12 protein-coding genes are annotated in these 12618 nt (G+C 39.9%); 10 read left to right on the plus strand and 2 right to left on the minus strand.

Annotation, left to right across the window (positions count from 1 at the left end):
* Positions 1–2 precede the first annotated feature (2 nt).
* Positions 3–1823: an ABC transporter ATP-binding protein gene (locus tag IPJ16_12490; protein ID MBK7627988.1), complete on the minus strand. Its 1821-nt coding sequence runs from the start codon at positions 1821–1823 to the stop codon at positions 3–5.
* Positions 1824–1837: 14 nt separating this feature from the next.
* Entirely contained in the window at positions 1838–3181 is a 1344-nt protein-coding gene (gene purB, locus IPJ16_12495) for an adenylosuccinate lyase (GenBank protein MBK7627989.1), read from the minus strand.
* A gap of 76 nt (positions 3182–3257) precedes the next feature.
* Between purB and IPJ16_12500 the strand changes: the two genes are divergently transcribed.
* From IPJ16_12500 to IPJ16_12545, 10 genes are all read left to right on the plus strand, one after another.
* A complete protein-coding gene (locus tag IPJ16_12500; GenBank protein ID MBK7627990.1) occupies positions 3258–4013 on the plus strand; it encodes a menaquinone biosynthesis protein in 756 nt (251 codons plus the stop codon).
* Between the two features lie 88 nt (positions 4014–4101).
* Positions 4102–4347: a DNA-binding protein gene (locus IPJ16_12505; GenBank protein MBK7627991.1), complete on the plus strand. Its 246-nt coding sequence runs from the start codon at positions 4102–4104 to the stop codon at positions 4345–4347.
* 63 nt (positions 4348–4410) lie between these two features.
* Positions 4411–5250, plus strand: a complete 840-nt coding sequence (locus IPJ16_12510; protein ID MBK7627992.1) for an HD domain-containing protein — start codon at positions 4411–4413, stop codon at positions 5248–5250.
* A 208-nt stretch (positions 5251–5458) separates the two neighbouring features.
* Positions 5459–6913 (plus strand): aminotransferase class V-fold PLP-dependent enzyme, encoded by a 1455-nt coding sequence (locus tag IPJ16_12515; GenBank protein ID MBK7627993.1) that lies wholly within the window; start codon positions 5459–5461, stop codon positions 6911–6913.
* 363 nt (positions 6914–7276) lie between these two features.
* On the plus strand, positions 7277–7615 hold the full coding sequence (locus IPJ16_12520; protein ID MBK7627994.1) for a DUF2061 domain-containing protein: 339 nt from the start codon (positions 7277–7279) through the stop codon (positions 7613–7615).
* Positions 7578–8273, plus strand: a complete 696-nt coding sequence (locus IPJ16_12525; protein MBK7627995.1) for a phosphoadenylyl-sulfate reductase — start codon at positions 7578–7580, stop codon at positions 8271–8273. Before IPJ16_12520 ends, IPJ16_12525 begins: the two co-directional genes overlap by 38 nt.
* A 6-nt stretch (positions 8274–8279) precedes the next feature.
* Positions 8280–9194: a sulfate adenylyltransferase subunit CysD gene (gene cysD, locus IPJ16_12530; GenBank protein MBK7627996.1), complete on the plus strand. Its 915-nt coding sequence runs from the start codon at positions 8280–8282 to the stop codon at positions 9192–9194.
* Positions 9195–9323: 129 nt separating this feature from the next.
* Entirely contained in the window at positions 9324–10592 is a 1269-nt protein-coding gene (locus IPJ16_12535) for a GTP-binding protein (protein MBK7627997.1), read from the plus strand.
* Positions 10593–10690: 98 nt separating this feature from the next.
* Positions 10691–11830 (plus strand): cystathionine gamma-synthase, encoded by a 1140-nt coding sequence (locus tag IPJ16_12540; protein MBK7627998.1) that lies wholly within the window; start codon positions 10691–10693, stop codon positions 11828–11830.
* Positions 11802–12599 carry a serine acetyltransferase gene (locus IPJ16_12545; GenBank protein ID MBK7627999.1) on the plus strand — a complete coding sequence of 266 codons (798 nt, stop codon included), beginning with the start codon at positions 11802–11804 and terminating at the stop codon, positions 12597–12599. The genes IPJ16_12540 and IPJ16_12545 overlap by 29 nt, the downstream gene beginning before the upstream one ends.
* Positions 12600–12618: the final 19 nt, after the last annotated feature.

Consider the following 12618-nt stretch of genomic DNA (forward strand, 5'->3'; position numbering starts at 1 on the left):
TATCAGATTGCCTGAAAGCTATGCAGCTTACTATAAAATCCATCCCTTTTACTCATAAGTTCAGAGTGGGTTCCGGTTTCCACAATTCTGCCTTCATCAAGCACTACAATCATATCTGCATGCTGTATAGTTGAAAGTCTGTGAGCTATTACTATTGATGTTCTGTTCTTCATAAGTTTAAGCATGGCATCCTGAACAAGGCGCTCAGATTCAGTATCAAGTGCAGAAGTAGCTTCGTCAAGGATGAGAATAGGAGGATTAGCCATAATAGCCCTGGCAATGCTGATCCTTTGTCGCTGGCCACCGCTTAACTTATTTCCTGATTCACCCACAAGGTTCTCATATCCGGTTTCTGTCTCAAGAATGAAATCATGTGCATTAGCGATACGGGCCGCATTCTCAACAAGTTCCATCTCAGAAGTATCAACACCAAAAGCAATATTCTCTCTGAAAGAGGTATTAAACAAAATTGGCTGCTGACTTACTATCCCCATAAGATAACGCAGATCCTTGATCTTAAGATCGCGCACATCAACTCCATCGATCAGAATACTTCCCTTATCAGCATCTATGAATCTGGGAAGAAGATCGGCAAGTGTTGATTTGCCTGCCCCTGACTTACCAACAATAGCAACAGTCTGACCTTTTTTGATTTTAAGATTGATATCTTTAAGAACAGGCTCGCTGTTGTATGCATACCAGCATCCTCTGAACTCGATTGAATCATTAAATGAAGTAACAGGAATTGCATTCTCCTTTTCCGCTATCTTTTCCTCAGCATCAAGTATCTGGTCTATTCTGTCAATTGAACCCATCCCTTTCTGAATACTGAACCATGCTGTAGTAATATTCTTTGCCGGCTGGATTATTTGAGAAAATACAATCAGGAAAGTCATCAGTTTTTCAGGATTCATATTACCGGATCCGCTAAGAGCCAGATTTCCTCCGACATACATAAGGATCATTACTACGATTGTGGCAAGGAACTCACTCACCGGCGAAGCCAGGTAAGCCTTCCGGGTGACCCTCTTAAATACCTTTGCATATCTCTCGTTCGACTCTGCAAACTGCCGCTTCATCTTCTCCTCAGCATTAAATCCCTTTACGATTCTAAGACCAGTAAGTGTCTCTTCCACAACTGATAGAAGACGTCCCAGATGCTCCTGTCCCAGAAGTGAAGATGATCTGAGAGTACGACTTGTTCTTCCGATAAGCCAGCCGCTTATTGGAAGTAGTATTAAAGCAAACAGAGTCAGTTCAACACTGCTTATAAAAAGGAATGCCACAAATATCAGAATATACATTGGGTCTCTGAAAAGCATTGTGAGTGAAGACATTACAGAAACCTCTATCTCCTGCACATCATTTGAGATCCTGGTCATAACATCACCTTTTCTGGCATCTGTAAAAAAGGAAAGAGGAAGCCTGAGGACTTTATTATACATTTTTCTTCTCAGATCGCGCACAGTGCTTGCACGGATAAAGGCCATACTGTTATTAGCCATGAAAATAAATCCGTTTTTGAATAAACTGGCCACAATAACTATAATTACCACAAGCATCAGAGCACCAGCCTGACCGTGTTCCTGTATGAATGTTGAAAGATAATACTTACTGAATGCACCTATATAGTCTGTTGTAAACTGGAATGCTCCCGGATCGACAGGAGGAGGTATCCTGCTAAAAAGGATCTCGAGGAATGGCATAACCAGAGTATATGTGCCGAGTGCAAAAAAAGCACTCAGTATATTATACAGAATGCTGCGGAATGCCGACCATTTATAGGGAGTAAAATATTTGAGTAGTAACCTTACGTTTTTCATCTGTATTCTGATTATTAAAAGCCGGTATAATTAAAGGGGGTTATTGCCATCAGTTCGGCTTTTATTTCATCACTCAGATCAAGGTTTTCAATAAAGTTAGTTATTGATGCATGTGTTATTTTCTCATTTGTACGGGTAAGTTCCAGAAGAGCCTCATATGGTTTCGGATATCCTTCACGGCGCAGAATTGTCTGGATGGCTTCAGCAACAACCGCCCAGTTATTATCAAGATCAAACCTTATCTTTTCTTTATTCACAATAAGCTTATTGAGCCCTTTCTGCAGGGAATTCAAGGCAAGAACAGAGTGTCCGACAGGCACACCTATATTTCTGGAAACAGTTGAATCTGTTAAATCGCGTTGTAGCCTAGATATCGGCAATTTCATTGAAAGATGTTCAAAAATGGCATTTGCGTATCCGAAGTTCCCTTCAGCATTTTCAAAATCTATCGGATTAACCTTATGCGGCATTGCAGATGAACCGATCTCTCCTTTCTTTATTTTTTGGGTAAAGTAATCCATTGATATATAAGTCCATATATCACGGCACAGATCAATCATAATGACATTAATACGTCTCATATTGTCGAAGAGCGCGGCAAGATTATCGTAGTGCTCGATCTGGGTGGTAGGATGTGAACGGACTAATCCCAGTTCTTCATTAACAAAATTGTTGGCAAAAGAGATCCAGTCTACATCGGGATAAGCTGCCTTATGAGCATTGAAGTTGCCGGTTGCACCCCCGAATTTTGCTGAATACGGAATCTGTCCGAAATACTTTGTCTGACCGTCTATTCTTGCTATGAATACTTCGATCTCTTTTCCAAGTCTTGTCGGAGAAGCAGGTTGTCCGTGTGTACGTGCCAGCATCGGAATCTCTTTCCATTCATCAGCATAAGCGGCAAGTGTCTCCCTTAATTCATATAAAACCGGAAAATAAACATTTATAAGAGCGTCTTTGATAGAAAGCGGGATAGCAGTATTGTTTATATCCTGTGATGTCAGACCGAAATGTATAAATTCACTCCATTTTCCCCAACCCGATTGAAAAAACCTCTCTTTGAGGAAATACTCAATCGCTTTTATATCGTGATTAGTAATCTTCTCCCTTTCTTTTATCTTCTCAGCATCGCTAAGATCAAAGTCATCATATATAGACCGAAGCAATTTAAAATTCTCTTTTGGAAAGTCAGCCAGCTGTGGAAGAGGTATGTCGCAGAGAGCTATGAAATATTCAACTTCTACCATCAGTCGGTACCTGATAAGCCCGAATTCTGAAAAATACAGATCAAGTTCATCAACTTTTTGTCTGTATCTTCCATCAAGGGGAGATATGGCAGTAAGAAAATTTAATTCCATTATTAATCAGATTGAGTTTTCAGTTGTTATAACTATGTACACAAAAGTAGTAATTTAGACGTTGTAAAAAAAAGGTATGGATAAAATCAGAATATCGGCTGTAAAATATGCAAATACATATCCATTTATATATGGATTAACTGAAAGCGGTTTTGATAAGAAAGTAACGCTCGAAACAGATCATCCTGCTGAATGCGCGGCAAAACTTATTTCCCGAAAGGTCGATATCGGACTTATCCCTGTAGCCTCACTCCCGCTGCTAAAGGAATATCATATTATAAGTGAGTATTGTATTGGGGCAAACGGGAATGTTAGAACAGTAATGCTCCTAAGTAACTGCCCGTTTAATAATATTGATACGGTTTTTCTCGATTACCGGTCAAGGTCATCGGTCAACCTGACGAAAGTCCTTGCCAGAAACTTCTGGAATAGCGAGTTCCGGTGGATGAATACTTCAAAAGGATTCGACTTCAGGAATATTGGCCGGAATCAAGCAGTTGTACTTATCGGCGACCAGTGTTTCGAATATGAGAAAAGCTTCAGTCACAGAATCGATCTGGCTCTCGAGTGGAGGAACTTCACAGGGCTTCCTTTCGTATTTGCCTGCTGGACAGCCAATAAAATACTTGAAAAAGAGTTTATTGATGAATTCAATAAAGCCCTCTCCCTGGGAGTTAAAAACATCGATGCTGTAGTACAAAAATATGGCGATGCAGGAGTTATTTCAGGTAACGACCTGAGGGTGTATCTAAAGGAAAACATTGATTATGACTTAAATGATGATAAAAAGAAGGCGCTCAAATTATTCCTTGAATTAATGGGAGAACTTTAAAATCGTTTTGCCTTTCATGTTTCCTATTTATTGTTTAACTTTGGGTCTCATGTTGACTTATAATTATAAACGGATAAATTTAAATATCATGGCAAAGACAATCACCTTTAATGAACTCCGGAAGATTAAAGACCAGTTACCCTCCGGTAGTATGAGGAACATTGCAGATAAACTGGATCTTAATGAGGAAACAGTTAGAAACTACTTCGGAGGGAGAAATTTTGACAAGGGCCAAAGTGTTGGAATTCATTTTGAGCAGGGACCAGACGGAGGAATCGTCACTTTCGACGACACCACCATACTCGATCTGGCAAAGAAAATGATTAATTCTTAATTAGTTTTCAGACAGCCTGTTCAAAAGCAAAAGGCTCGGTCTTTTGCTTTTTTTTTCATCGTTATGAATCTTACCGGTCGCATTGAATCTGCAGAACTTCAGTTTAAACAGATCCTTGAAGATTTTTTTATGTCTGTCTACGATGATGAATCACTCCCTTCACACGGACTGGCTCATCACAGAAGGGTATGGAATTATGCCAAAGAGCTACTAGCCTCTATAGATCAACAGAATAGTATTACAGATACGGCATTACCCGAAAATCTAATAATTGCATGCTACCTGCATGATATAGGAATGTCGGTTGATCCGGGTATAAAGCACGGACACCATAGCAAAGATCTGTGCATAAAATTCCTGAAGAGTAATAATCTTGATGCCGGCAATTATCCTGATCTTCTTACAGCGATTGAAAACCACGACAACAAAGATTATAAAACTACATCCGGCAAATTTGATCTGCTGACAATTCTGTCTGTCGCGGATGATCTGGACGCATTCGGATTCGTTGGAATATACAGGTATACAGAAATATACCTCACCAGAGGAATTGGGCTGAAGGAGATTGGATCACTAATCTTAAAAAATGCAGAACAGCGTTTTGACAATTTCACCAGGACATTCGGAATAATAGAACCGGTTTTTCTTAAACAAAGTGAACGGTTTAAAATTCTCAAAGAGTTTTTTGAAAAGTACAATTCCGGGGTTAAAACATATAATTTTGAGGGCACTGATCCGTCCGGATATTGCGGAGTAATTGAAATGCTGTCAGAAATGATTAAGGAAAGAAAAGGTTTAGATGAGTTATTTCTGGATGTTGAACAATACTCTGAGGATAAGATAATAAATTGGTTCTTTACCAATCTAAAGTCAGAATCAAAATATAAGGAGATCCCTCGCTAGCGCTTCGGGATGACATCTGGTTTGTTGTTTGTATGGGGAAAGCAGTGGCGATTCGTCTAGAAAATACATAAAAAATGACTACTCCTCCCGAATCGCCACTGCTTTCCACCTATGACCCCAAAACTCCTGTCATTCCGAGCGATAGCGAGGAATCTCATTCAGTTAAAGCAGGATTAATTATGATACCAAAAACTCTTGAAATTAAAATATGAAAAATAGCAATTTGAATATACCCTCCCCCTTCGATCCTGAAGAATTCAGAAAGAACGGACACACATTGGTTGATACTCTGGCTGATTATCTGAAGGATGCCTTATCAGGAAAAGATATGCCTGTTTTGCCATGGAATGAACCGGATAAACTTGCCAGACTGTTTTCTTTTGATTCAGGAGGTGGTGAAAAAGAACCTTTTGATTCATTTATCAGGCGGATTATCAATCATTCAATACATATTCATCATCCTCATTACATTGGCCACCAGGTGACCTCCCCTCTGCCAGCCGCTGTCCTTGCCCAGTTCTGCACAACACTTCTCAACAACGGTGCCGCGATATATGAAATGGGACCTGTTAATATGGCAATGGAGAGGAATGTAATTGACAGGTTCGGTGCCATGATTGGCTATCCGGCAGGGTTTGACGGCATTTTTACACATGGTGGAACGGCAGGCAACCTGACAGCAATGCTGGCAGCCCGGCAGGCAAAAACGGATTATAACATCTGGGAGGAAGGTGTGAAAAGCGAATTCAGACCTGGTTATATGATGTCGGAACAATCGCACTACAGCCTTGGCAGGAATGTTAAGATAATGGGACTTGGTGAAGAGTCTATTGTTAAAGTTCCGTTCGACTCAGGATACAGAATGAGAACTGATCTCCTTGAAGAGTATAAGAAAAGAGCCGAGGATAAAGGAATAAAAATAATATCAGTAGCTGCCAACTCATGCTCTACTGCAACAGGTACATATGACAACCTTAATGCAATCGCCGATTTTTGTGAAAAACATGGGTTGTGGCTGCATGTTGATGGTGCTCACGGAATGGGAGCTCTTTTTTCAGAAAAATACAGAAACAGGGTGAGTGGAATTGAAAGAGCCGATTCAGTAGTGATCGACTTTCATAAGATGTTACTGGTGCCTGCTCTCAATACCCTGGTGATGTTCAGAAACGGGGAAAGATCTTTTGAAACATTTGCTCAGAAAGCCTCTTATCTTTTTCAGAAATCACAGAATAATGTATGGTACAACAGCGCAACCCGCACAATTGAATGCACAAAAAGTGCTCTTGGCATAATTGCCTACACAGCAATGAAATATTATGGAGAAAGATATTACCAGGAGTATATCGACAGCAGGTATGATCTGGCAGTCGGATTCGCAGCAAAAATAAATGAAGATCCTGAACTGGAGCTGGCTATAATGCCCGATTGTAATATTGTATGTTTCAGATATGCCCCAGAGGGTGTCAGTGATGATTCCCTTAACAGGATTAATGCTTCAATCAGGGATAAAATAATTAAAAACGGGTCATTTTATGTAGTACAGGCTGAGCTTGGCGGAAAGGTCTGGATAAGACTCACAATTATAAATCCGGTTACTTCATACACTGATCTGAAAGAATTGACTGAATTAATCAAAACTATGGGTGCAGATGAATCTGTTTGACAATTTAACGTTCTTTTGTTAAATATTTCACAGATACTGTTACAAGAATAACAATAAAAGCGATACTTATTTATTCCGTTAATTCAATCATAAGGGTAATTGTATACAAATAAAATTTTCTGACATATACGCTAAAGTCTTCTGCTGATGGATGATTTAGCACAACTAAATTTCCTTCTCAGGTTAGCATCTGCGGCTTTTTAATGCAGAAACCAATGCTGAAAACCACTTAAATTACCCCTAATATGGGGCTATTTGCACATATGGCGATGTGTATTTATACCAATATGAATATCGCATAATTGCCATTGAATCATCCGGTTCCATTAAATATATTTGATCAAAACTTATAAAGGGGAATTTATGCTCGATGTTTTGATAAACAAGTCGGATGAGAAAGCTGAATCTTCGAAGGCTCTGAGAGTAAGCGACAGAGCAGATAAGCCTATAAAAAGTCTCATGAAATCTGTCTCATGGCGCATAGTGGGAACTCTTGATACCATGATCATCAGTTACTTTATCACAGGGAAAATTACTCTTGCTCTGTCTATCGGAAGTGTTGAGGTTCTTACGAAGACGATACTTTACTACTTCCATGAAAGAATATGGGCGCATATTCATAAAATCAGACTTATCAAATTAATAAAATCAAACAGGAAAAAATATGAAGTTAAACGATCTGAGGCAGCAGTTGTCAGGTAAATCTATTGAAGAACGCCTCGAAATAATCGTAAATTCATTTCCGGGAAAAACAATTTTCACAACAAGTTTCGGAATTGAGGATCAGGTAATTACACAGAAAATATTCACAAATAACCTGCCCATTAAAGTCGCTACACTCGACACTGGCAGGTTATTCCCCGAGACTTATGAAGTATTCTCCCAGACAGTTATCAGGTATAATAAGAATATCGATGTCTATTTTCCCGATTATCAGGCAGTTGAAACAATGGTATCACAAAAGGGACCATTAAGTTTTTATAAGTCTGTTGAAAACAGGAAAGAGTGCTGTACAATCAGAAAGGTGATACCGCTTAACAGAGCCCTTTCAGGTATGGAGTGCTGGATATCGGGGATAAGGGCAAGCCAGTCTGATAACAGGAGCAATATGAGTGACCTGGAATTTGATGAGGACAAAAAACTATTCAAGTTTCACCCACTCTTCGACTGGTCATTCGAGGATGTTGAAAAGTATATAAAAGAAAATTATATACCATACAACTCACTGCACGACAAAGGATATCTCAGCATAGGCTGCGAACCTTGTACAAGGGCAATTAAACCGGGAGAAGATTTTCGTGCTGGCAGATGGTGGTGGGAAAATGAAGGACCAAAAGAATGCGGGTGTCATGTAAAATAAATCTAAATGAAAAATCATATACAAATCAGCGATGAACATCTGAAGGAACTCGAGAATGAAGCCATTTTCGTTATGAGGGAGGTCGCTGCACAATTCGAGAACAAAGTGCTTCTTTTCTCAGGCGGAAAAGACTCGATCGTACTTGTTCATCTGGCAAGGAAAGCTTTCTGGCCTGCAAAAATTCCATTCAGTCTGATGCATATCGATACAGGTCATAATTTTGAGGAAACATTAAAATTCCGCGATGACCTTGCAGCTGAGTTCGGCGCTGAACTCATTGTTAAGAAAGTTCAGGATTCCATTGATAATGGCAGAGTTACTGAAGAACAGGGCATAAATGCAAGCCGTAATAAAGCACAATCAGTTACTCTGCTTGATGCTATTGAAGAGCTTAAAATCGACGTTGCAATTGGCGGAGGCCGTCGTGATGAAGAAAAAGCAAGGGCAAAAGAACGTTTCTTTTCACACAGAAACGAGTTTGGCCAGTGGGACCCGAAAAATCAGCGTCCCGAATTATGGAATATCTTCAACGGAAGAAAACATATGGGAGAACACTTCAGGGTGTTCCCTATAAGCAACTGGACAGAACTTGACGTATGGCAATATATTCTGAATGAGAACATTAAACTTCCTGAACTTTACTACACTCATAAACGCAAGATCTTCGAACGCAACGGGACATATCTTGCCTGGGCGCCTTTTATGCAGCTCAAACCAAACGAAAAAGTCTTTGAGACAGATGTAAGGTGCCGTACTATCGGTGACATAACCTGTACTGGCGTAACTCTTTCTAAAGCAGACACTCTTGAAGAGATCATTGCGGAGATAGCTGCCACCAGGGTAACAGAAAGAGGCGGCAGATATGACGATAAAAGGTCGGAGGCTGCTATGGAGGATAGGAAGAAGGAAGGGTACTTTTAAAAACGGCAAACGACAAACGACACACGACAAACGGTACAAGCCATTTCAATGTCAAACATTTTTCCATGCGTCGTTAGTCGTGAGTCGTGCGTCCTAAGTAATTTTAAATAAATAGTAAGATTTTTGATTATGACAATCAACGGTAAAAGCAAATATAAAAGTCTTCTGAGGTTTACAACTGCAGGCAGCGTGGATGACGGGAAGAGTACACTCATTGGAAGATTACTCTACGACAGCAAATCGATATTTGAAGATCAGATGGAGCACATTGTTGCTTCGGGAAAGAGACTTGGCAGGGAAGAGCTTGATTTGTCGCTGCTAACCGACGGACTAAGGGCTGAACGTGAACAGGGCATAACAATAGATGTAGCCTACAGATATTTTGCAACACCTGTCAGAAAGTTCATTATTGCCGATACTCCGGGTCACATTCAGTATACACGTAACATGGTAACCGGGGCAAGTACTGCAGATCTTGCGGTCCTTTTGATTGATGCCAGAAAGGGTGTTCTTGAACAGACTATCAGACATTCATACATTGCCTCTCTGCTTGATATCAGGCACATAATTTTCTGTATCAACAAGATGGACATGGTAAACTGGTCAGAGGAAGTTTTTTCCGGCATACAGAAAGAACTATCACATCTTGTCAGAAAACTAAACATCCACGACGCACATTATATTCCGATAAGTGCAAAATATGGCGATAATGTTGTTGACAGATCAGAAAACCTTACTTGGTACAAGGGAAAGACTTTTCTCAATCTGATAGAAACAATCGAAATAGAAAAAGACAAGAACTCTGATACCCCAAGATTCCCTGTGCAGACTATAATTCGTCCGCATACAGCTGAATTTCATGACTACAGAGGTTATGCAGGACGTGTTGCAGGCGGAGTATTCAGACCTGGAGATGAAGTAACAGTATTACCATCGATGCATAAATCAAAAATAAAAAGTATTGATGTGCTCGGGAAAACACTCTCCGAGAGTATTGCCGGCGATTCAATTGCGATTTCACTCGAAGATCAGATCGATATCAGTCGTGGCGACATGCTCGTTTCAAATAATGATATACCAGTGATCAGTCAGGATATTAATCTGATGATATGCTGGTTTAATGAGCGTCCGATGAAAGTCGGAGGCAAATACCTCGTACGGATCAACAGCAACGAGGCCGGATGTATTATTAAATCCGTCAGCTACAGAATGAATATTAATACACTTGAGCAGGATATCGAAAACCGATGTGTCAACATGAACGATATTGCACAGATTACAATAAGAACTTCAAAACCACTCTTTTTTGACAGTTACCGTAAAAACAATATCACCGGCAGTATGATATTTGTTGATGAAGGAACAAATGAAACTGTTGCCGCAGGTATGATTGTCTGAATATTCTTAAGCTTATCTCAGGTTATTGTTAAAAATTGAACAATTAGTGTAATACAAATGTTTAAATTTGTGTTACACTAATCAATATTATTTAACAGATGAAATTTGAGACTAAAGCTATCTGGATCGGACAGGAAGCTGATGAAGCTACAGGGGCAACAATAGTTCCTATCTATCAGACATCAACTTTTACACAGGAGGAGGTAAACAAGCACAAAGGATATGAGTATTCACGGGTTGCAAATCCGACCCGGTCTGCCCTCGATAAGTGCATTGCAGCACTTGAGGAAGGCAAATATGGACTGACTTTTTCATCCGGACTGGCAGCGGAGCATGCGATATTCACAATACTCCGACCCGGTGATCATGTAATTGTTCCTGAAGACATGTACGGGGGGACATACAGATTGATTAAAGAATTTCTGGAACCAATAAACATAACCTTCACATTTACTGATTTTACTGATCTGAAAGCAATTAAAGCTGCTTTTCAGCCTTCAACAAAAATGGTCTGGATCGAAACACCTACAAACCCTACTCTGAAGATCTTTGATATTAAGGAGATTTCATTGCTCAGCCATAAGAATAAGGCAATTTCTGTTGTTGACAATACGTTTGCTTCACCATATTTTCAGAAGCCGCTGCTTCTCGGTGCAGATATTGTTGTTCACAGTACAACCAAATATATAAACGGTCATTCTGATATCATAGGAGGAGCAGTAATATTGAATAATGAAGAGCTTTACAAAAAGATACTTCTGGCTCAGAAATCAATCGGTGCAGTTCCCTCGCCTTTCGATTCCTGGCTTATTCTCAGAGGATTGAAAACGCTTGCAATAAGGATGCAGCAGCATGAGAAGAATGCTTTTGAGGTGGCAAAGTATCTTGAAAAACACCCTAATGTTGAAAAAGTATTTTTCCCGGGTTTTGAAAGCCATCCCGGTCATGATATAGCGAAGAAGCAGATGTCGGGCTATGGAGGAGTTGTCTCGTTCAGGATCAAAGGCGGACTTAAGGAAGCCAACGCTTTTTTCAGAAAACTGAAAATATTTCAGCTTGCCGATAGTCTGGGAGGTGTTGAATCACTGGCGAACTATTCTGCCATGATGACCCACGATTATTTCCCGGCTGAGCTAAGAAAAAAGATAGGGGTCACTGATAACCTGATTCGTCTTTCTGTCGGGATTGAACATATTGACGACTTACTTGATGACCTTAAAAAAGCACTTAAAGTATAAGAAAGTGAATATACCGGATAAAAAAGGTGTAGAGATTGCTGTCAAAAAGGTCTTTAAAATATTGTTCCCGAATAATGAAAAACTTACAGGTAACGAGTTAGATCTTTCAGGCAGCTCTGTAAGAGAACAACTTAATAATGTATTTAATACAGTTACTCCTCAGAACGAAGATCTCACTCAAAACTTTATTGACAGACTTCCTTCAATTAAGAGATTGCTTATCGAAGATGCACGTTTCATTCTGGAATCAGATCCTGCAGCTAAAAGTCTGATTGAAGTAATTGCTATATATCCGGGATTCTTCGCAATATACTGTTACCGCATAGCCCATTCAATTGATCAGCTTTCAGTTCCGCTCCTGCCCAGGATGATAACAGAATATGCCCATAAAACAACGGGCATTGACATTCACCCGGGAGCAACGATTGGAAGCCCTTTTTCAATCGACCATGGAACCGGCATAGTTATCGGTGAGACGGCAATCATTGGCAACTATGTGAAACTCTACCAGGGAGTTACGCTTGGTGCACTTAGCGTAGATAAAAGTAAAGCATCGAAGAAGAGGCATCCGACAATTGAAGACAATGTAATTCTGTATGCCGGCTGCACAATACTTGGAGGGACAACCACTGTTGGCAGAAACAGCATTATAGGAGGCAATGTGTGGCTTACAGAAAGCATTGCTCCCTTCTCAGTTGTTTATCATAAAAGTGAAATAGTTGTGAGGGATCAGAATAATTACCACGAGCCCCTGAATTTTATAATTTAAGTCAATAATTAAATATTAT

The organism is Bacteroidales bacterium, assembly GCA_016709865.1.
In the GTDB taxonomy this organism is placed as follows: Bacteria; Bacteroidota; Bacteroidia; order Bacteroidales; family VadinHA17; genus LD21.

What these genes read in the sequence shown, in the direction of transcription:
- IPJ16_12490 (MBK7627988.1), bottom strand. Translation starts at nt 1,823, where the DNA reads ATGAAAAACGTAAGGTTACTACTCAAATATTTTACTCCCTATAAATGG.
- purB (MBK7627989.1), bottom strand. Translation starts at nt 3,181, where the DNA reads ATGGAATTAAATTTTCTTACTGCCATATCTCCCCTTGATGGAAGATAC.
- IPJ16_12500 (MBK7627990.1), top strand. Translation starts at nt 3,258, where the DNA reads ATGGATAAAATCAGAATATCGGCTGTAAAATATGCAAATACATATCCA.
- IPJ16_12505 (MBK7627991.1), top strand. Translation starts at nt 4,102, where the DNA reads ATGGCAAAGACAATCACCTTTAATGAACTCCGGAAGATTAAAGACCAG.
- IPJ16_12510 (MBK7627992.1), top strand. Translation starts at nt 4,411, where the DNA reads ATGAATCTTACCGGTCGCATTGAATCTGCAGAACTTCAGTTTAAACAG.
- IPJ16_12515 (MBK7627993.1), top strand. Translation starts at nt 5,459, where the DNA reads ATGAAAAATAGCAATTTGAATATACCCTCCCCCTTCGATCCTGAAGAA.
- IPJ16_12520 (MBK7627994.1), top strand. Translation starts at nt 7,277, where the DNA reads ATGCTCGATGTTTTGATAAACAAGTCGGATGAGAAAGCTGAATCTTCG.
- IPJ16_12525 (MBK7627995.1), top strand. Translation starts at nt 7,578, where the DNA reads ATGAAGTTAAACGATCTGAGGCAGCAGTTGTCAGGTAAATCTATTGAA.
- cysD (MBK7627996.1), top strand. Translation starts at nt 8,280, where the DNA reads ATGAAAAATCATATACAAATCAGCGATGAACATCTGAAGGAACTCGAG.
- IPJ16_12535 (MBK7627997.1), top strand. Translation starts at nt 9,324, where the DNA reads ATGACAATCAACGGTAAAAGCAAATATAAAAGTCTTCTGAGGTTTACA.
- IPJ16_12540 (MBK7627998.1), top strand. Translation starts at nt 10,691, where the DNA reads ATGAAATTTGAGACTAAAGCTATCTGGATCGGACAGGAAGCTGATGAA.
- IPJ16_12545 (MBK7627999.1), top strand. Translation starts at nt 11,802, where the DNA reads ATGACCTTAAAAAAGCACTTAAAGTATAAGAAAGTGAATATACCGGAT.